Annotated in this window: 19 protein-coding genes, 1 tRNA gene and 3 pseudogenes; 15 read left to right on the forward strand and 8 right to left on the reverse strand. The window is 58.4% G+C overall.

Features of this window, described 5'->3' with window-relative positions; genetic code table 11:
- The first annotated feature begins 24 nt into the window (after positions 1–24).
- The 14 genes and pseudogenes from IPK32_05455 (at position 25) to IPK32_05520 (ending at position 7,794) form a co-directional block, all read left to right on the forward strand.
- Positions 25–1,275: a hypothetical protein gene (locus IPK32_05455; protein MBK8091441.1), complete on the forward strand. Its 1,251-nt coding sequence runs from the start codon at positions 25–27 to the stop codon at positions 1,273–1,275.
- A 235-nt stretch (positions 1,276–1,510) separates the two neighbouring features.
- Complete coding sequence (locus IPK32_05460; protein MBK8091442.1) at positions 1,511–1,720, forward strand: hypothetical protein; 210 nt, start codon at positions 1,511–1,513, stop codon at positions 1,718–1,720.
- Between the two features lie 142 nt (positions 1,721–1,862).
- Complete coding sequence (locus tag IPK32_05465) at positions 1,863–2,177, forward strand: hypothetical protein (protein ID MBK8091443.1); 315 nt, start codon at positions 1,863–1,865, stop codon at positions 2,175–2,177.
- A pseudogene (locus IPK32_05470) lies at positions 2,105–2,698 on the forward strand (IS630 family transposase). The gene IPK32_05465 and the pseudogene IPK32_05470 overlap by 73 nt, the downstream one beginning before the upstream one ends.
- A 156-nt stretch (positions 2,699–2,854) precedes the next feature.
- Positions 2,855–3,124, forward strand: a pseudogene (locus IPK32_05475) (transposase).
- Positions 3,121–3,351, forward strand: a complete 231-nt coding sequence (locus IPK32_05480) for a transposase (protein ID MBK8091444.1) — start codon at positions 3,121–3,123, stop codon at positions 3,349–3,351. The pseudogene IPK32_05475 and the gene IPK32_05480 overlap by 4 nt, the downstream one beginning before the upstream one ends.
- Positions 3,344–3,955, forward strand: coding sequence for an IS3 family transposase (locus IPK32_05485; protein MBK8091445.1), 612 nt, complete (start codon positions 3,344–3,346; stop codon positions 3,953–3,955). Before IPK32_05480 ends, IPK32_05485 begins: the two co-directional genes overlap by 8 nt.
- Before the next feature lie 75 nt (positions 3,956–4,030).
- Positions 4,031–4,495 (forward strand): transposase, encoded by a 465-nt coding sequence (locus IPK32_05490; GenBank protein ID MBK8091446.1) that lies wholly within the window; start codon positions 4,031–4,033, stop codon positions 4,493–4,495.
- On the forward strand, positions 4,488–5,045 hold the full coding sequence (locus IPK32_05495; GenBank protein MBK8091447.1) for a transposase: 558 nt from the start codon (positions 4,488–4,490) through the stop codon (positions 5,043–5,045). Before IPK32_05490 ends, IPK32_05495 begins: the two co-directional genes overlap by 8 nt.
- A 70-nt stretch (positions 5,046–5,115) precedes the next feature.
- The gene (locus IPK32_05500; protein ID MBK8091448.1) at positions 5,116–5,271 is read left to right on the forward strand and encodes a hypothetical protein; all 156 of its coding nucleotides are present in this window, start codon (positions 5,116–5,118) and stop codon (positions 5,269–5,271) included.
- 725 nt (positions 5,272–5,996) lie between these two features.
- Positions 5,997–6,797 (forward strand): DUF1670 domain-containing protein, encoded by an 801-nt coding sequence (locus tag IPK32_05505; protein MBK8091449.1) that lies wholly within the window; start codon positions 5,997–5,999, stop codon positions 6,795–6,797.
- Positions 6,794–7,165: a DUF1670 domain-containing protein gene (locus tag IPK32_05510; GenBank protein MBK8091450.1), complete on the forward strand. Its 372-nt coding sequence runs from the start codon at positions 6,794–6,796 to the stop codon at positions 7,163–7,165. The genes IPK32_05505 and IPK32_05510 overlap by 4 nt, the downstream gene beginning before the upstream one ends.
- 94 nt (positions 7,166–7,259) lie before the next feature.
- Entirely contained in the window at positions 7,260–7,484 is a 225-nt protein-coding gene (locus IPK32_05515; protein MBK8091451.1) for a DUF1670 domain-containing protein, read from the forward strand.
- A gap of 61 nt (positions 7,485–7,545) precedes the next feature.
- Positions 7,546–7,794: a hypothetical protein gene (locus IPK32_05520; protein ID MBK8091452.1), complete on the forward strand. Its 249-nt coding sequence runs from the start codon at positions 7,546–7,548 to the stop codon at positions 7,792–7,794.
- Positions 7,795–7,874: 80 nt separating this feature from the next.
- Here the strand turns inward: IPK32_05520 and IPK32_05525 are convergent, their stop codons facing one another.
- The 5 genes and pseudogenes from IPK32_05525 to IPK32_05545 all read right to left on the reverse strand — a co-directional run bounded on the left by IPK32_05525 (position 7,875) and on the right by IPK32_05545 (position 16,205).
- A complete protein-coding gene (locus tag IPK32_05525; protein ID MBK8091453.1) occupies positions 7,875–9,353 on the reverse strand; it encodes a glutamate synthase subunit beta in 1,479 nt (492 codons plus the stop codon).
- Between the two features lie 68 nt (positions 9,354–9,421).
- Complete coding sequence (gltB, locus tag IPK32_05530) at positions 9,422–14,008, reverse strand: glutamate synthase large subunit (protein ID MBK8091454.1); 4,587 nt, start codon at positions 14,006–14,008, stop codon at positions 9,422–9,424.
- Between the two features lie 164 nt (positions 14,009–14,172).
- Positions 14,173–14,796 (reverse strand): redox-sensing transcriptional repressor Rex, encoded by a 624-nt coding sequence (locus IPK32_05535; protein MBK8091455.1) that lies wholly within the window; start codon positions 14,794–14,796, stop codon positions 14,173–14,175.
- Positions 14,797–14,860: 64 nt separating this feature from the next.
- Positions 14,861–14,937 (reverse strand) — tRNA-Pro (locus IPK32_05540).
- A gap of 116 nt (positions 14,938–15,053) precedes the next feature.
- A pseudogene (locus IPK32_05545) lies at positions 15,054–16,205 on the reverse strand (ISAs1 family transposase).
- Positions 16,206–16,877: 672 nt separating this feature from the next.
- Here IPK32_05545 and IPK32_05550 point away from each other — a divergent pair.
- Complete coding sequence (locus tag IPK32_05550; protein ID MBK8091456.1) at positions 16,878–17,330, forward strand: transposase; 453 nt, start codon at positions 16,878–16,880, stop codon at positions 17,328–17,330.
- 208 nt (positions 17,331–17,538) lie between these two features.
- Here the strand turns inward: IPK32_05550 and IPK32_05555 are convergent, their stop codons facing one another.
- The 3 genes from IPK32_05555 to IPK32_05565 are packed head-to-tail and all read right to left on the reverse strand — an operon-like array spanning position 17,539 to position 18,716.
- Entirely contained in the window at positions 17,539–17,973 is a 435-nt protein-coding gene (locus IPK32_05555) for a hypothetical protein (GenBank protein MBK8091457.1), read from the reverse strand.
- On the reverse strand, positions 17,870–18,226 hold the full coding sequence (locus IPK32_05560) for a hypothetical protein (protein ID MBK8091458.1): 357 nt from the start codon (positions 18,224–18,226) through the stop codon (positions 17,870–17,872). The genes IPK32_05555 and IPK32_05560 overlap by 104 nt, the downstream gene beginning before the upstream one ends.
- Positions 18,120–18,716, reverse strand: a complete 597-nt coding sequence (locus tag IPK32_05565) for a transposase (protein ID MBK8091459.1) — start codon at positions 18,714–18,716, stop codon at positions 18,120–18,122. The genes IPK32_05560 and IPK32_05565 overlap by 107 nt, the downstream gene beginning before the upstream one ends.
- Positions 18,717–18,874: the final 158 nt, after the last annotated feature.

An 18,874-nucleotide genomic window follows, 5' to 3' on the forward strand; every position in this document is an offset into this window, starting at 1 on the left:
TTCAACGCCGGAAGCAGCACCCTCGTGGTGCGCAATACCCTATCCAACATGGAAATTGTAGAATCTCTCGTAGAGGTTTCCAGCAGATCCACACCAAAGCAGGTGACCGTCACGGTGCGAATGATAGAAGTAAGCCAAACAAACTTGGAAGAATTAGGGTTTGATTGGCTGATGGGGGGAGTGGGCATGAATGGCAACAATGTGTTCGCAGGAGGAGGAAGCTCTGGAAATGGTGCAGCTTTACAACCCAACAATTTCGCCTTTAAAAACACTGCAACCATACCGCCAATCAACGTTACTCAGGGAGCCGATAGCTTCGACGTATACCCAGCGCAAAATGTATCCTCAGTGCTGGCAGGTCCTACCCCCTTGGGTGTCCCCCAGAATAGTCCGTCTGGGGGAGGTGGCATCATTACCGCCGGCAATCGAAGTGGAACGAATGCTATTAGCAACGATAGTATTAGCACCTTACTTCAAACAGGAAGTTCAAACGTGCAAAGCAGCGTCGCTCCCGGTGTTTTTTCCGTGGCTGGTGTCTTTACCGACCCCCAATTTCAAACAGTATTAAGAGCGCTATCGCAAAAAAAGGGGGTCGATTCGAACTCCAGTCCGAGTGTGACCACAAAAAGCGGCAACAAGGCGTCAGTTGAAGTGGTAAGGGAATTTATTTACCCAACAGAATTTGACCCCCCTCAACTACCACAAGGCAATGCAAGTGGCGGCTCTATGATTGCCACTCCGACCACACCAACAGCATTTGAAATGAGGAAAACGGGGGTTGTTATGGAGGTGGAGCCCGTCATATCGGAAGACTCGAGAAGTGTGGATTTAGTCCTTAGTCCATCACTGACTGAATTCGAAGGTTTTGTTAACTATGGCAGTCCTATACTCTCACCTGCAAGTATCTCCTATCTACCACTTTCTTGGTTTCGTGTAACTAACAATCCGTTTCCTCCACCTCCTCTTATTTCTCAATTATTAACAGTTGGATTCGCTCCACTAAGTACACCAGAGCAACTTATTACACCAAATACCATCTTGCAACCTGTCTTCAAAAGCCATAAAGTAACCACGTCTGTTACGATTTGGGACGGCCAAACCATCGTATTAGGCGGAGTGAAAATACAGAGACGCAATTTAGTTGATGACCATGTTCCCATAATGGGCGATTTGCCTTTCCTAGGAAGATTATTTAGGAGTGAAGTTTTTCAATCAGAAACGAAAAACGTCTTATTATTTGTCACAGTGAACGTCATTGATCCATCTGGACATTGAGAAGGGCACTTCTGGATAGGGGGGGCTTTTCCGAACTTGGTTATTGTGTGGTGTGGAAGAAGCGCGGCCTTCGTTGAAGGCCCTGACGCCGGGGATGCTGGTGGTGTATTTCTCATTCTCGGCTTTGTTGTTGCAGCGCAGTGACGGTTTTACCCTGGATAATGCAATAGAGTAGCTGGAGTGAAGCGAAGGGGTGTTACTATGAGGGATTGACGCGTGTGGCAGAATCACCGTGATGGTGAATCTACCGATTGAATACTCCGACAAGCCTGTGACGCCCTTTGGCGGCATGGCGTTGATGAAGCGTTTTGTGGATCAGACTGGTATCCGCGAACATCTGGCCACCTTGGATCTGCCTCAAGGCGGGTCGAATCGAGCCTATGATTCGGTGCAGATCATCGAAAGCTTTTGGCTTGGCATCTGGACGGGGGCTAGAGCTTTTTAAATAATAATGTAGAATAGTGTCAAGGTGGTGCTATAGGAAAGCATGGCCACTCTCTCCCTAGATCTTCGTCAACGCATTATCAGCACCTGCGACCGCGGTGAAGGCACGCAGGAACAGATTGCCCGGCGCTATGGGGTCTCCTATGGCATGGTCAAAGCTGCTCCAGCAGCGGCGCAAGACCGGCTGCATCAAGCCTCGACATCACCTTGCCGGACGCAAAAAGAAGATCGTGGCCGAACACCGCATCGCCATCCGCAAGCAACTCCAGCGTAAACCTGACATGACCCTGGCCGAGTTGCGCGATGCCCTGGGGCTGGAGTGCACGCTGCCCGCCATCCACTATGTGCTCGTGGATATGGGGCTGACATATAAAAAAAGACGCTCCGCGCCGCTGAACAAGACCGCGAAGACGTCGCCAAAGCGCGGCGGCAGTGGAAGCGCAAGCAAGGCGGGCTAGAGCCCTGGCGTCTGGTGTTCCTCGACGAGAGCGGAGCCAAAACCAACATGACCCGATTGAGAGGGCGTGCACCGCGAGGCAAGAGGTTGCATGCCGCAGCGCCCTGCGGCCGCTGGCAGAGCACGACGATGATCTCCTCCATCCGGCTGGATGGCACCACGGCCTGCATGCATCTGCCGGGAGCCGCCGACACGGCAGCCTTCGTGACCTACCTCGCCGAGGTGCTCTGCCCGACGCTGCGCAGGGGCGATATCGTGGTCATGGATAACCTCGCCGTGCACAAAAGCCCGCAAGTGGCGGCATTGATTGAAGCGGTGGGAGCTGAAGTAAGGTTCCTGCCAGCCTACTCGCCGGACCTCAATCCGATTGAGAAGATGTGGAGCAAGATCAAAGCCTCCCTGCGCAGCACCGAGGCCCGCACTCCTGAGGAGCTCGACCAGGCCATCAGCCTCGCCTTCTCAAAAATCACAGCCAAAGATGCCGCTGGTTATTTTAACTCTTGCGGTTATAGTATTATTTAATTTTCTCTAGCCGCTACATCCACTGCGATTGGTTGCGCCAGGATCAAACGCTTGCAGCCATTTTTGGCTATGAGAGCCTGCCAAGCTGAGCCTTCTTCGTTTTCGTGGACAGCAAAAGTTGGGTAACAACCCAAACCAGCATGAACACGAACGGAACAAAAAAAACGCACTTTCGATGAGCAGTTCAAACGCGACGCAGTCGCGCTGCTCGAAGGCGGCCGCAAGGCCGCCCAGCTCGCCCGCGAACTGGGTATCTCTCCTTGGAACCTGCGTGATTGGAAGGAACGCTACGGCACTGGAACTGCCGCAGTGAGCCAGCCTCAGGCGCGCAGCGCCGGGCTGGCGAACGCAGGAGGCTCCAGTGCCGTAGCCGCGGAGGTGGAGATCGCCGCCCTGCGCCGCGAACTCGACTCCATCCGCGCATGAACCTCGCCCAAGCTTGCCAGACCCTCGGCGTCAGCCGCAGCGGCTACCATGCCCACCTGCGCAAGCACCAACGCCCACGCCGCCGCCAGGACGCGCAGCTCGCCACCGAGATCCGCGCCGCATTCACCGCCAGCCGGGGCACCTACGGCTCGCCACGCCTCGTGCGTGCCTTGCGCGACAAGGGGTCTGCACCACGGCAACAACCGCATCGCCCGGCTCATGCGTGAGCAAAACCTCCGCGTGCGCCAGAAGCGCCGCTTCGTGCCGCGCACCACGGTGACTGACAAAACGGCGGCAGTCGCTCCCAACCACCTCCTCCAACGCAGCGCCCCCAAGCGCCTCAACGAGGTCTGGGTCACCGACATCACCTACCTGCCGACTCGCGAAGGCTGGCTCTATCTCGCCGCTGAGATGGACCTCTGCAGCCGCCGCATCCTCGGCTGGAGCACGCGTGAAGACCTCGCCACGACACTGCCCAACGCAGCTCTCGAACTCGCCCTGCAAACACGTGGATCAAAGCCAAAAGACCTGCTCCACCACAGCGACCGTGGCTGCCAATACACCAGCAGCGAGTTCCGCCAGCGTCTCAAACTGCGTGGCATCACCGCCAGGATGAGCCGCACCGCCAACTGCTACGACAACGCCACCATGGAGTCCTTCTGGGCCACGCTGAAAGCTGAATGCTTCGGCACCACCGTCCCGGCCACCCGCGCCCAAGCCCGCTCCATGGTCTTCGACTACATCGAGACCTTCTACAACCCCGTGCGCCTTCACAGCGCCCTCGGCTTCAAATCACCTGTGGCCTTCGAACAATCCATCCAAAACAACTAACCCAACTTTCCGTGTCCACGTTTTCGACGAAAGATCAAGCCAAAGTGGTTTTTTGCGCAAATCAACGTGGGAGCAGTGACGGTGGACTTCGACAGCACGGTCATCACGCGCGATGGCAGCCAGGAAGGCGCTGCCAAGGGCTACAACCCCAACCGCAAAGGGCGCAACTCGCACCATCCGCTCATGGCCTTCATCAGCCAGACACGCATGGTAGCCAACGCATGGCTGCGCCCGGGCAACACGGCAGCGTGCTCCAATTGCGTCGAGTTCATGCGCGAGACTTTCGATGAGGCGCTCGCGGGAGTGAAGGTGGGCCTCGTGCGTGGCGACAGCGGTTTTTATACTGACGAAATCCTGAGCGCGTTGGAAGAGCGCAGCCTCAACTACATCATCGCCGCGCGGGCCTACTCCAACATCAAGAACGAGGTCCACGGCATGAAGGACTGGGTGGAAATCTGCCCCCGGCATCGCAGTCAAAGAGTGGCGGCATCAGTCAGCCGATCCGAAGACCAAGGCGCGTCGGCACATTGTGGTGCGTAAGCAGATCAGTCGCCGTTCACAGGCCGGAGGCAAGTTGCTCTTCGACGACCTGCCCGACTACCGCTTTAGCCTGTATGTGACCAATCTCGACCTGCCGCTCGATCAGATATGGTACATCTACAACACTCGGGCCGACTGCGAGAACAGGATCAAAGAGTTGAAGCAAGACTTCGGCCTCGACGCGTTCTGCCTGCAGGAGTTGACTCGGTCGCCGCCTCACGGCTCCCTCGCCCTGCGGGCTGCACTGCGTGCAGTCTGTCTCGCTGCCCGCCGGGCAGCTCGGCTTTGGGCCACGGAGGCCTCGTTCCGCTTCATCATGGTAGCCTATAATCTGATGAGTCTGTTCCGGCGTTTTGGACTCAATAGTCACAATCAAGCCACCTTGGCGACGCTGCGATCCTATTACTTTGCAATAGGCGGTTGGGTCAGACAACACGCTCGAAAGCGAGTGCTCAAGCTCTCACTGCCTGGCAAAAAACGTCCCTGGATGGACGCTATCTTCCGCCAAATCGAGGCTCGCCCACCGCCGTTCGCTTACTCAATTGCATAATCCGGGTTTAATGCGTCGAGGCACTGCGATTTGACATTTTCGTGCTGTATCTTTGCATGAAGCCGCCCCCATGAGACCAACCCGCAAAACCCGCAAGCCTGTTGATGAACTCACTCCTGAAGATTTCGATACCTTCCCCATCTGGGAATTTGCCATGGGCGAAGAATGGGAAGATGGAATGGACGAAACATGGGTAAGGCCAGTTCCATCCAAGGCTATTTCCTAGGAAGGATGCTCCTTAATGGTGAGCTCATCTTTTACCATGGCAAGCGGCACTCAGGTCAGAGGTTACATGGTTGTATCTCCAGCTTGCTCCACTAAACGAAAATTGCATCACAATGGGGGGACGCTTTTTCATCGAGATCATCGTTGCGTAATGATTGACCTCAATGGTCCAGCGATTAACTACATGAAGAGAGAATGCATCGCGGACATAGAGAACACCTTCAAACTGCCTCTAATCGACATTTTCCCGATCAGATATGTACTGAATGCACTGATTGAAAAAGGGGCCGAGCCACGCAAAGGTTCGATTCTAGGTCCAGCGAAGGCGACTTGATCGTACTGCGTGTCATCAGAGTTGCTGAATGATAGCAGCCAGGATTTGACCACATCTAACCTCGATTTCCCTCAGTAACACAGACCAATTCGTAAAACTATGGCCAACGAATCAGGATTGATGGACCAACCAACAAAAAGCCCCGGCTACTCGCGAAACCGGGGCTTTGAATTTACGATTAGGACACCTGTCCGCCCCCGCTGAGAGGGGCTGAGAAGCCCCGTATGCAGTGAGGGGGGAGGTGGCGGTGTGTTCGGTGAACCGGCAGACGATCCGGCTCATGGTGTGTTGGTCAACAAAACCAAAAACATACCACCACCATGAAGATCACTACCCAAGAAAGCCAGACGTAACAAGCCCGCAGACTGGCCGCCAAAACCCAGGACCAGCGCATGCTCAACGAAGTCACCTCCGGCACTGGCATGAGTCCGTGGGAGGCCCAAGTCGTCATTGAGGTCATCCGCGAGGTCTATTTCGCCACCCCGGGCAATGCCCCACTGCGCCACGGCCAGCTTCTTTATACCTGCGTCAAAGTCGAGGCCGGGGCGGGTGTCGCGCTCAAAGACTGCCCGGTGCAAAGCGTCACCCTCAGCATCCTGGGCGAAGGCGACGACCAAGTCCACGGCGCGGAGATGCTGCGCCGCCACCGCATCGGCCGCCTCTGCGAGGAGGCACGCGACCAGGGCGGCTTGCTCACGCAGGAAGACCTCGCGCAGATCCTCTCCTGCGATGCACGAACCGTGCGCCGCGACATCAAGGCGCTCAAAGACCTCGGCATCCACATCCCCACGCGTGGACAGCAAAAAGACATCGGCCCGACACTCACCCACAAAGGTGTAGCCATCCGCCACTGGCTCGAGGGCAAGGAGCCGAAGGAAGTCGCCCGCGCCATCAACCACTCCCTGCGCGCCGTCGAGCGCTACCTCAACCACTTCGCCCGCGTCATCTACTGCGTCCTCCACGGCTTCAGCGTACTGCAAACCGCCTTCGCGCTGGGCATCAGCAACGTTTCCGTCCACGCCTACCTCGACATCTACCAAGAGTTCAAAAGCAAAGAAGGATTCAAGCTGCGAGTCGCAGAACTCGAGGCCATCGGCACGGCGCACCACGAAAGTGGTGATACCAAAACGGGGGCGCTTTTGGCACCCACAAAGTGTATCAACTCATCGCCGAAAGGAGCCACGCAGCCATGAGCGACCGACTCCAACACGCCCGCGACACCTTCGGCCCACAGTGCTACAAAACCTTCGAAGGAGCCCTCAGCGCCTTCATCGCCGCCGAATGCCCCCAGCTCGGAGGACTCCTCACGCGCAAAGCCCTGGCGCAAGCCATCGCCCAGCTCGTCACCGCGCACTATCCCAGCACCACCCACATGGCCCAAGGCCAAGTGCGCTGGACCGCCGTGCATAAAGACGAGACCAGTAGCTACGGTAAAACCATCGCCCAGAGCCAGCTCACCCCCGTCGTGCTCGATCTGCTGCCAAACAGCGAAGTGCAGGCCCGCGCCGAAGGCACCAAGCTACGCAAAGTGAAAAAAGAAGCCGTCGCCCGCCTCTTTTGACTCGCTCCCGCCGCCCATCCCGCTCGCCCTGCGGGCGCTCCTTCGTCGCGTCTGTCTCACTCCGTTCGGCTCCTAAGCCTACGAGCAACACGGCGTGCTCACCAACGCCGAAGTCTCGCAGCTGCTCAAACTCTCACCCAGCACCGTTGGTATCTACCGGCGCGAATGGGAAGACGAGCACCAGCGCATGCTGCCCACCCGCGGCAGCATCCACGACATGGGCACCACGCTCACGCACAAGAAGATCATCCTGCAAAAGCTCATCTTCGAGGGCAAGAACGTGCAGACCGTATGCCGCGAACCGACCGAAGGGAGATAGCCAGCCGCAGGCTGCCCGCAGGGCGAGCGCAGCAAGGCAAACCGACCACAGCCCAGAAGCCGTGCTGCGCTACACCACCAACTTCAAACAAGTGCTCATGTGCAAAAGCAAAGGGCTCGACGTAGCGCAAACCAACTTTGCCACCAAGCTCAGCCCGAGGCTCATCGAAGAGCACCGCGCTCTCATCGAAGAGCACCGCGCCCGTTACTCCAATCTCCCCAACGGAGAGTCCTCCCGTCTGGAGGGCATCATCAAAAAACTCGACCAAAGCACCAACCCCAGCCATCCTATGCCCCAACCAACCCCATGAGCCGCTGACCGCCAGCACTCACAGGACACACACCCACAGCCGGACAGGTGCCCTTATTTAGAATCGACTTTTTCAGCACATCACGGCAAGCTCGTCGCGCCCATGAGGAAGCGGTCGCACTCTCTGGCGGCACCGCGGCCTTCGTTGAAGGCCCAGACGACGAGACTCTGACCGCGGCGGCAGTCGCCGGCGGCGAAGACGCCGGGGATGCTGGTGGTGTATTTCTCGTGCTCGGCTTTGATGTTGCTGCGGGGATCGGTTTCGAGCTTGAGGGCTTCGACGAGGGGCTGCTCGGGGCCGAGGAAGCCCATGGCGAGCATGACGAGCTGCGCGGGGAGGACTTTTTCGGTGCCGGCGACCTTCTGAGGGCCGAAGTTGCCTTTGTCGTCCTTCTTCCACTCGACATCGACGACATGAACGGCTTTCACGTTGCCATCGGCGTCGCCTTCGAAGTGCGTGGCGGTGGTCAGATAGACGCGGGGATCGTCGCCGAACTTCGCGGCGGCTTCTTCCTGGCCGTAGTCCATCTTGTAGGTCTTGGGCCATTCGGGCCACGGATTGTTCGCGGCGCGGGTCATGGGCGGTTTGGCCATGATTTCGAGCTGCGTGACGGTGGTGCAGCCGTGACGGACGCTGGTGCCGACGCAGTCGGTGCCGGTATCGCCGCCGCCGATGATGACGACGTCTTTGCCGTCGGCGGTGATGTATTTGCCGCTCGGGTCGAGCACGGCCTTGGTGTTCGCCGTGAGGAAGTCCATGGCGAAGTGGATGCCCTTCAATTCGCGGCCGGGAATCGGCAGATCGCGCGGCTTGGTGGCTCCGGTGGCGACGATGATGGCGTCGAAGTCTTTGCGGAGCTGCTCGGCGGTGATGTCGGTGCCGACGTTGACGTTGCACTTGAGGGTGACGCCTTCGTCTTCGAGCAGCTTCACGCGGCGGAGGACGACTTCGTTCTTGTCGAGCTTCATGTTGGGGATGCCATACATGAGGAGGCCGCCGGGACGGTCGGCACGCTCAAAGACGGTGACGGTGTGGCCGGCTTTGTTGAGCTGCGCGGCGGCGCTGAGGCCGGCGGGGCCGGAGCCGATGACGGCGACTTTTTTGCCAGTGCGCTTTTCAGGCGGCTGGGGCTTCATCCAGCCTTCTTCCCAGCCTTTGTCGATGATCGAGACTTCGATGTTCTTGATCGTGACGGGCGGGTTGTTGATACCGAGCACGCAGGAGCCTTCGCACGGGGCGGGGCAGACGCGGCCAGTGAACTCGGGGAAGTTGTTCGTCTTGAGGAGGCGGTCGAGCGCTTCTTTCCAAAGGCCGCGATAGACGAGGTCATTCCACTCAGGGATGAGGTTGTTGATCGGGCAGCCGCTGGCCATGCCGCTGATGAGGGTGCCGCTGTGGCAGAACGGGATGCCGCAGTCCATGCAGCGTGCGCCCTGCTTTTTGAGGTTCTCTTCGGGCAGGTGGAGATGAAATTCCTTCCAGTCCTTGATACGCTCGAGCGGATCGCGGTCAGCGGGGAGTTCGCGGGTGAATTCGATGAAGCCGGTTGGTTTTCCCATGGTCTAATAAGTGATGCGTGAGGAGTGATGCGTGAGTCGGTGTCCGTGTTCCAGTTTCAGACTGTGGATTAACCCCCACCCACACGGGCGGCGTCCTTGGAGTTGCTCTCAAAGGCGGCGATGAGGGCGTCGTCGCCGACGAGGCCGTCGTCTTTGGCTTTCTTGAGGGCTTTGAGCACGCGGGCGTAGTCGCGAGGCAGCACTTTGACGAACTGCGGCACGCTCTGCTCCCAGAGGGCGATGACTTTGAAGGCCTTCTGGCTCTTGGTGAGGTCGGCGTGCTTCTTGATGAGTTCGTAGAGGCTGTCGATCTCCTCTTTGTCCTCCAGCTTGAGCAGATCGACCATGCCGGCGTTGCAGCGGGTGGCAAAGTCGCCCTTCTCGTCGAGCACGTAGGCGATACCGCCGGACATGCCTGCGGCGAAGTTGCGGCCCGTGGTGCCGAGCACGACGACGCGGCCACCGGTCATGTATTCGCAGCCGTGGTCACCCACGCCTTCGACGACGGTATCCACACCGCTGTTACGCACGGCGAAGCGTTCACCGGCCATGCCGCGCAGGAAGAGCTCGCCACTGGTGGCGCCATACAGCGCGGTGTTGCCCGCGATGATGTTTTCCTCGGCAACAAAGGTGCTGGCCGCAGGCGGATAGACGAGGAGGCGTCCGCCGCTGAGGCCTTTGCCGATGTAGTCGTTCGTATCGCCTTCGATTTCGAGCGTGACGCCTTTCGGAACGAACGCGCCGAAGCTCTGACCGGCGCTGCCCTGGAAGTGCAGGTGCACGGTGTCGTCCGGCAGGCCCTGCCAGTGACGCTTGGTGATCTCGTTGCCGAGGATGGTGCCGACGGTGCGGTTGACATTGCGGATGGGGAGCGTGGCCTTGACCTTCTCGCCCTTCTCGATGGCGTCTTTGCAAAGCGGCAGCAGCGTGGTGATGTCCATGCTCTTGTCGATGCCGTGGTCCTGGGACTCGGAGCAGAATTTGCCAACTTCGGGACCCACTTTCGGGCTGTAAAGCAAGTTGCTGAGGTCGATGCCGCGAGCTTTCCAATGATCGACGGCGTGACGTGCTTCGAGCATGTCGGTGCGGCCCACCATGTCCTCCAGCTTGCGGAAGCCGAGCTGCGCCATGAGTTCGCGCACTTCCATGGCGATGAACTTCATGAAGTTCACGGCGTATTCGGGATCGCCGCTGAATTTCGCACGGAGCTGCGGGTCCTGCGTGGCGACGCCGACGGGGCAGGTATTTAGATGGCAGACACGCATCATGATACAGCCCATGGTGACGAGCGGCGCGGTGGCAAAGCCAAACTCCTCAGCACCGAGCAGCGCGGCGATGACGATGTCGCGGCCGGTCTTCATCTGGCCATCGGCCTCGACGACGATTTTCGAGCGCAGGTTGTTCAGGAGCAACGTCTGATGCGTTTCAGCGAGACCAAGTTCCCACGGCAGGCCCGCGTGCTTCACCGAGGTTTGCGGCGAGGCGCCCGTGCCGCCGTCGTATCCGGAGATCAGGACGACATCGGCGTGGGCCTTGGCGACGCCCGCGGCGATGGTGCCGACACCGACCTCGGAGACCAGTTTGACGCTGATGCGTGCGGCGCGGTTCGCGTTCTTCAAATCGTGGATGAGCTGAGCCAAATCCTCGATGGAGTAGATGTCATGATGCGGAGGCGGCGAGATGAGGCCCACGCCCGGCGTCGAGTGACGCACCTTCGCGATCCAGGGATACACTTTGCCGCCAGGAAGCTGGCCGCCTTCACCGGGCTTCGCACCCTGGGCCATCTTGATCTGGATTTCCTTTGCCTGGCTCAAGTAGAGGCTGGTGACGCCAAAGCGACCCGAGGCGACCTGCTTGATCGCGGAGTTCTTCGAATCGCCCTTTTCATTGGTCCAAGTGTAGCGCTCGGGGTCTTCGCCACCTTCACCGGTGTTCGATTTACCGCCGATGCGGTTCATGGCGATGGCCAGGGACTCATGCGCTTCGCTGGAGATGGAGCCGTAGCTCATCGCGCCGGTTTTGAAGCGCTTCATGATACTCTCGACGCTCTCGACTTCATCGAGCGGCACCGGAGTCTGCGCCTTGAAATCCAGCAGGCCACGCAGCGTGTAGATCTGCTTCACCTGCGTGTTCACCAGCGAAGAGTATTGCTTGAAGGTCTCGTAGTTACCCGTGCGGACGGCTTTTTGCAGCGTGTGGATCGTCAGCGGGTTGAAGAGGTGAGCTTCACCTACTTTACGCCACTGGTAGTCACCGCCCACATCGAGCGCATGCACCTGCGAATCGCGATCCGGGAAGCCGCGCTGATGACGCTGGATGCACTCCTCGGCGATCACCTTGATGTCGCTGCCTTCCACACGGGTGGCAGTCCAGGTGAAGTATTTTTCCACCACGCTCTTGCAGAGGCCCACGGCTTCAAAAATTTGAGCACCGCGATAACTCTGCATCGTGCTGATGCCGATCTTCGACGCCACTTTGATGACGCCCTTCGTGGCGGCCTTGATGAAGTTATAAACCGCCTTCTTGTGATCGACATTAACGAGCAGACCCTGGCGGATCATGTCGTCGAGCGTTTCAAAGGCGAGGTAAGGATTGATCGCTCCGCAGCCGTAACCGATCAGCGTGCAGAAGTGATGCACTTCACGCGGCTCGCCGGATTCCAGCACGATGTCGCACTGCGTGCGGGTGCCTTGGCGGATCAAATGATGATGCAGACCGCCCACAGCCAGCAAAGCCGGGATCGGAGCCTTCGAGGCCGAAACGGCGCGATCTGTCAAAATGAGGATGTTGCGGCCTTTTTTGATCAAATCGTCTGCTTGGGCGCAAATCGCGTCCATGGCGGCTTCGAGGCCTTTTTCGCCCAATTTCGGGTCAAAGGTGATGTCGAGCGTCGCGGAGGCAAATTCGCCGCTGGCGATGCCTTTGAGCTTCGCGAGCTCCTCGTTGCTGAGGATCGGCGTCTTCAGCTCGATCAAATGGCAGCTTTCCGGCTTCGGATCGAGCAGGTTGCCCTCGCGACCGATGGTCGTGATGGGCGACGTGACGATTTCCTCGCGGATGCAGTCGATGGGCGGATTCGTGACCTGAGCGAAGAGCTGCTTGAAGTAATCGTAGAGCAGCTTGGCCTTGTTCGAGAGCACGGCGATGGGGATGTCCGTTCCCATCGAGCCAATCGCCTCCACGCCATCGCGGGCCATCGGCGTCATCAACATGCGGAGGTCTTCCCAGGTGTAACCAAAGGCCTGCTGGCGCTTCAGCATCGTCTCATGGTCCGGCAGCGGTGCAGGAGCACCTTCGGCGATGTCCGCCAGCTTCACGAGGTTCTTGTCGAGCCACTCGCGGTAGGGCTTCTCGGCGGCGATCTTCTCTTTGATCTCGTCGTCCGGCACGATGCGGCCTTCTTCCATGTTCACGATGAACATTTTCCCGGGCTGCAGACGGCCTTTGAGCTTCACATTGGCCGGATCGACCGGCAGCACGCCCGCTTCCGAACCCATGATGACCAGATCGTCATGCGTCACATAATAACGGGAAGGACGCAGACCATTGCGATCCAGCGTGGCTCCCATCATCGTACCATCGGTGAAGGCCACGGAGGCAGGGCCGTCCCAGGGCTCAATGAGGCAGGAATGATACTCGTAGAAGGCCTTTTTCGCCTCGCTCATCGACTCATGGCCGCTCCACGGCTCAGGAATCATCATCATCATCGAGTGCGGCAGGCTACGACCGCTCAGCACGAGGAGTTCGAGGCAGTTGTCAAAGATGGTCGAGTCCGAGCCGTCCACATTGATGACCGGCTTGATCTTCTGGATGTCATCGCCAAACAGCTCCGACGCAAACAGCGACTGACGAGCCAGCATCCAGCTAATGTTCCCACGCAGCGTGTTGATTTCGCCATTGTGAGCGATGTAGCGGTAAGGGTGCGAGCGCTCCCAGTTCGGGAAGGTATTCGTCGAGAAACGGCTATGAACCAGCGCCAGCGCCGATTCCATAGCCTCATCACTCAGATCGAGGAAATAGCCACCGACCTGATGCGGTGTAAGCATGCCTTTATAGACCAGCGTGCGGCAGGAAAAGCTCGGTGCATACCACACCGGGTCCACTTTGGACACGCGGATGGCATTGTGAGCCACCTTGCGCAGCACATAGAGCTTCCGCTCAAAGGAAAGATCATCCAGCGCCGCCGCATGGCGCTTCACAAACACCTGGCGCACCAGCGGCTCGCTCGCCTTCGCGGATTTGCCCAGCGTCGAGTTATCCACCGGCAGCTCACGCCAGCCGATGACGGGCATACCTTCCGCAGCGGCCACTTTTTCAAATTCCGCCTTCGTTTTCGCCCACGAATCGCCACCACGCGTGGTGAACACATTCGCCACGCCATACTGACCCTGGGCCGGAAGCTCAAAACCCGCCGCATTGGCGACTTTCACGAGGAACTTGTGCGGCGTCTGGATCAGAATGCCAGCGCCGTCACCCGTGTTCTCTTCCACACAAGCGCCACGGTGGTAGAGATTCTCAAGAATCTGCAGAGCATCCGCCACGATCTTGTGAGATTTTTTCCCCTTCATATGACAGACAAAGCCGACGCCGCATGCGTCATGCTCGTTTCGCGGATCGTAGAGACCTTGAGCGGGGGGAAGACCAGGGTTGTTCATCGTTAAATAAGAGGGGAGAAAGTATCGCGACACCCCACCCGCCGACTCTGGGCCAGACGGGAAAGGGGGCGGCATTTAGGCCAGCCGCAAAACCCATGCAACAGCATTCTAGGGGCCAAAAACACCTCGATTTTTTGCGAAATCGGAATTGTCGCCCTCCCCCGTCAGCGGATGAAGTAACTCAGATTCTCGAGTTCCACGGCGAGGTCCACACTATTGACGACCACATTCTCGGGTGTCTCCAGCACAGTGGGGGAGAAATTTAGGATGGCCTGGATGCCGTGGGCGACGAGTTCATTGCACACCGATTGGCCCTGCACAGCAGGCACGGTGAGGATGGCCATTTTGACGCTATTTTTGGTAATATAGTCGGCCAGCCCCGTCATCGGCAGCACCGGCACGGAGAATTGACCACCAGACTTCGGCAGCACATCAAAAGCGGCCGTGATCTCAAAGCCCTCCTTGCGGAAGCCGCCGTAGCGCAGCAGAGCCGAGCCCAGATTCCCCACGCCAATGAGGATCACTGGCTGGAGGCGGTTCTGGCCGAGCACATCACCGATCATTTTGCGCAGTGACTCGACATTATAACCGAGCCCCCGCGTGCCGAGCTGGCCGAAGTAGGCCAAATCCTTTCGCAACTGTGTGGACTTCACTCCGGCAGCCTTTGCCAAGGCCGCAGAGGACACCGTGTCCACGCGATTTTCCTGCAGCTTCTGCAAGCAGCGCAGGTAAATGGAAAGCCGGTAAATGGCCTTCCGTGGCGGCGATGGGGGCTTCGATCCTGGCACGTTTTTTAATTCAAGGAACGACAGATGGCTGGGCAGGGCCCAGAAGTCAATGCGTCAACAACAGTGGTCGGGCTGGCGAGATTCGAACTCACGACCTCTTGCACCCCATGCAAGCGTTCTACCAGGCTGAACTACAGCCCGACCTTGTTGACGCTCCACCACAGGGCTTGCGCCTCGGGCTTTGCGGACGGCGATTCTGGACGCGAGCCGCCGGAATGCAACCGGGAAGATGCGAGAGATTGCACATTGAAAAGGTCTTACGCACCAAAACCGTGGAAATTGGAACGAGTGACTTCGGAGCGGAAGGTTGGGTCAAGGGCGCAGCGCTTGCGCTTGCTGCGCACTGAGCCTTCCAGCGGGCTGGTCTTGAGCACCTTGGCTGATATTTCGCACAGCAAGGTGAGGTTGTGTGCGGCGGTTTTGTCCCGCACTTGGCAGTGATCCTCGTTGTAGGTCACGTCCAGCAGGTGATGGCACTGATTCTCCACCGACCAATGGTTGCGGATGAGTCGGCCCAGTTCGGCAGCAGCGGCCTCCGAGCTGCTGAGGTAATAATGCATTTCGACGGTTGGTTTCTCTGCACTGTGGCGCTGGCGTATCGTCTCGCGCCGCACGCAGATGATGCTTTGAAGTCCCGTCCATTTCCATGACTTGGGCCACCAGCTCATGTCCCGGATAACGACGACTTCACGCTTCTCGTAGCGTCCTCGGTTTTGCTCGCTGGTGGTGATCACTTCGCATCCGGGCTGCCATCCGCCTTGCGTATGGGTTTCGTCCTCCGGCAGGCGCAGGCTTTCAAAATGGGCGACGACGGCTTGGTGCGCATCTTTTTCATTGGCTTTGAGGGCGAGGATATAGTCGGCTCCGCGCTCTTAGATTTGCTTGGCGATGTCGGGGTGGCCGCCCATAGCGTCGATGGTCACGGTGGCTCCGTGGAGTTGGAGCCGGGCGAGTAACCGTGGCAGGACTTCGATCTCATTGCTATTCTCGGCGCAGACTTCGTGGCCGACGCTCAAGGAGGCTTCGCTGACCCAGGCGCGCAGGATGTGCAGGGTGCTTTTTCCTGTGACGGTGTCCTTGGCTCCACGGCTGACTTTGCCGTCGATGGCGACGTGTTTGCCATCGAGTCCGCCGACCCACAGTTCCATGATTTCGAGCAGAAGCTCGGGTTGCAGGGCGAGGAAGACGTTGCGGAACACGTCATGAGAGGGTGGGCCGTGGCGCAGCGGGGTGAACTGACGCAACCACTGAAGCTGGGAGCGGGCGAAGTGCCCCATGTCGGTGAAGTCCTCGCAGTCACTGAGCATGGCGCAAAGGGCGACGAGCAGCACCTCGGGCAGTGGATGCAGCACGCGACCGATGACTCGTGGATCGGGCAGGCTGGCGAAGAGTTGCCGTAGCCGCAGGATGTCTGGCTGCTCGAAGGCTTGCGTGGTGGGGGACAATGAGGAGGTGGGAGTGTGTTCCATCCATATTCTCATCAGTGGTTATGGTAATTTGTACAGCGGTTTCTTCACGACCTTACTTTCCACAACCACTTGCTTATTTCATGCGTAAGCCCTGCACATTGAAAAGGGCTTACGCACCAAAACCGTGGAAATTGGACGAGTAATCTCGGAACGGAAGGCGTGGCCGAGAGCGCAACGCTTTCGCTTGCTGCGAACGGATCCTCTAAGTGGACTCGACTTGAGCGCATTGGCTTTTATTTCGTGCATCAGCTCAAGCTGTGCGCGACGTTTTTCTTTGACCTTGGATTTTGAGGTATAACAGACGACTTCCAGTCTTTATGTCTGCAAACCTGAAGAGCACCTCTTGAAACTTCCTTTCCCCAGGCAATTCATTGATCGAGAGCAAACATAGGCCATAAAAGGGGCCATGAAGCGCTACCGCAAGACAGAACGAGGCGGCGGACTGTTCTCCGCCATTGAACATGAGCAGGCCGTCGCCGCCAAAACCTCGGCATCCTCAAGCTGCGCGACGTTATCTCTTGGGAAAGTTTCCGCCCGCTGCTCGAAGATCTCACTGGCTACGCCACCCGCGACTGGACCAAGGGCGGCAAGCCCCCGTTCGACCCGGTGCTGATGTTCAAAGTCCTTGTGCTACAGAAGTTCCACGGCCTCAGCGACGACGCCAAAACACTCTGGGACTTCAAGCAACGCATCGAAGAGGACGGTCGCGAAGGCGGTCGCAAACTCTTCGACACCTTCGGCCAGATGCTCGAAAGCAAAGGCATCGTCGCGCGAGAAGGCAGCATCGTGGACGCCAGCTTCACGGAAGCCCCACGCCAGCGCAACAGCCGCGAGGCGAACCAGCGCATCAGGCAGGGCGAACGCCCTGAAGAGTTCGACGAGAACCCCGCCGTGGGCCGCCAGAAAGACAGCGAAGCACGCTGGACGAAGAAGAACAACGAGTCGCACTACGGCTGGAAGAACCATGTGAAGGCCGACTTGAAAACCAAGATCATCCTGAACTCCACCACCACGCCCGCCAGCGTGCACGACAGCCAGGTGTTTGAACCCGGATTATGCAATTGAGTAAGCGAACGGCGGTGGGCGAGCCTCGATTTGGCGGAAGATAGCGTCCATCCAGGGACGTTTTTTGCCAGGCAGTGAGAGCTTGAGCACTCGCTTTCGAGCGTGTTGTCTGACCCAACCGCCTATTGCAAAGTAATAGGATCGCAGCGTCGCCAAGGTGGCTTGATTGTGACTATTGAGTCCAAAACGCCGGAACAGACTCATCAGATTATAGGCTACCATGATGAAGCGGAACGAGGCCTCCGTGGCCCAAAGCCGAGCTGCCCGGCGGGCAGCGAGACAGACTGCACGCAGTGCAGCCCGCAGGGCGAGGGAGCCGTGAGGCGGCGACCGAGTCAACTCCTGCAGGCAGAACGCGTCGAGGCCGAAGTCTTGCTGCAACTCTTTGATCCTGTTCTCGCAGTCGGCCCGGAGTGTTGTAGATGTACCATATCTGATCGAGCGGCAGGTCGAGATTGGTCACATACAGGCTAAAGCGGTAGTCGGGCAGGTCGTCGAAGAGCAACTTGCCTCCGGCCTGTGAACGGCGACTGATCTGCTTACGCACCACAATGTGCCGACGCGCCTTGGTCTTCGGATCGGCTGACTGATGCCGCCACTCTTTGACTGCGATGCCGGGGCAGATTTCCACCCAGTCCTTCATGCCGTGGACCTCGTTCTTGATGTTGGAGTAGGCCCGCGCGGCGATGATGTAGTGTGAGGCTGCGCTCTTCCAACGCGCTCAGGATTTCGTCAGTATAAAAACCGCTGTCGCCACGCACGAGGCCCACCTTCACTCCCGCGAGCGCCTCATCGAAAGTCTCGCGCATGAACTCGACGCAATTGGAGCACGCTGCCGTGTTGCCCGGGCGCAGCCATGCGTTGGCTACCATGCGTGTCTGGCTGATGAAGGCCATGAGCGGATGGTGCGAGTTGCGCCCCTTTGCGGTTGGGGTTGCAGCCCTTGGCAGCGCCTTCCTGGCTGCCATCGCGCGTGATGACCGTGCTGTCGAAGTCCACCGTCACTGCTCCCACGTTGATTTGCGCAAAGAACCACTTCTGTAATGCTGGGAACACCACCGTGTTGCGTGCCTGAGAGAACTTGCCGAAGAATCGGCTGTAGGTGCTTTGGCTCGGCAGGCTCTCATAGCCAAAAATGGCTGCGAGCGTTTGATCCTGGCGCAACCAATCGCAGTGGATGTAGCGACTGGCTCCCGTCCAGATGCTGAGCCAAAAGCTTTCGATGATCTGCACCGGATCATACGCTCGATTCGACCCGCCTTGAGGCAGATCCAAGGTGGCCAGATGTTCGCGGATACCAGTCTGATCCACAAAACGCTTCATCAACGCCATGCCGCCAAAGGGCGTCACAGGCTTGTCGGAGTATTCAATCGGTAGATTCACCATCACGGTGATTCTGCCACACGCGTCAATCCTCGTAGTAACACCCCTTCGCTTCACTCCAGCTACTCTATTGCATTATCCAGGTTTAACTCCGTCTTCACACTCGATGAAGACCGTCACTCGCTTCAAAGCTAGCTCCAGCTGCACTTCACGAACCAGCC

It is taken from the genome of Verrucomicrobiaceae bacterium (assembly GCA_016713035.1).
Taxonomy (GTDB): domain Bacteria; phylum Verrucomicrobiota; class Verrucomicrobiia; order Verrucomicrobiales; family Verrucomicrobiaceae; genus Prosthecobacter.

Excerpts from the sequence above, each read along its gene's own strand:
- IPK32_05500 (MBK8091448.1), top strand. The coding sequence starts at position 5,116 with ATGAGACCAACCCGCAAAACCCGCAAGCCTGTTGATGAACTCACTCCT.
- gltB (MBK8091454.1), bottom strand. The coding sequence starts at position 14,008 with ATGAACAACCCTGGTCTTCCCCCCGCTCAAGGTCTCTACGATCCGCGA.
- IPK32_05525 (MBK8091453.1), bottom strand. The coding sequence starts at position 9,353 with ATGGGAAAACCAACCGGCTTCATCGAATTCACCCGCGAACTCCCCGCT.
- IPK32_05480 (MBK8091444.1), top strand. The coding sequence starts at position 3,121 with ATGAACCTCGCCCAAGCTTGCCAGACCCTCGGCGTCAGCCGCAGCGGC.
- IPK32_05465 (MBK8091443.1), top strand. The coding sequence starts at position 1,863 with ATGGCATGGTCAAAGCTGCTCCAGCAGCGGCGCAAGACCGGCTGCATC.
- IPK32_05460 (MBK8091442.1), top strand. The coding sequence starts at position 1,511 with ATGGTGAATCTACCGATTGAATACTCCGACAAGCCTGTGACGCCCTTT.
- IPK32_05505 (MBK8091449.1), top strand. The coding sequence starts at position 5,997 with ATGCTCAACGAAGTCACCTCCGGCACTGGCATGAGTCCGTGGGAGGCC.
- IPK32_05550 (MBK8091456.1), top strand. The coding sequence starts at position 16,878 with ATGTTCAAAGTCCTTGTGCTACAGAAGTTCCACGGCCTCAGCGACGAC.
- IPK32_05565 (MBK8091459.1), bottom strand. The coding sequence starts at position 18,716 with ATGGTGAATCTACCGATTGAATACTCCGACAAGCCTGTGACGCCCTTT.
- IPK32_05510 (MBK8091450.1), top strand. The coding sequence starts at position 6,794 with ATGAGCGACCGACTCCAACACGCCCGCGACACCTTCGGCCCACAGTGC.
- IPK32_05560 (MBK8091458.1), bottom strand. The coding sequence starts at position 18,226 with ATGGCCTTCATCAGCCAGACACGCATGGTAGCCAACGCATGGCTGCGC.
- IPK32_05555 (MBK8091457.1), bottom strand. The coding sequence starts at position 17,973 with ATGAAGGACTGGGTGGAAATCTGCCCCGGCATCGCAGTCAAAGAGTGG.
- IPK32_05485 (MBK8091445.1), top strand. The coding sequence starts at position 3,344 with ATGCGTGAGCAAAACCTCCGCGTGCGCCAGAAGCGCCGCTTCGTGCCG.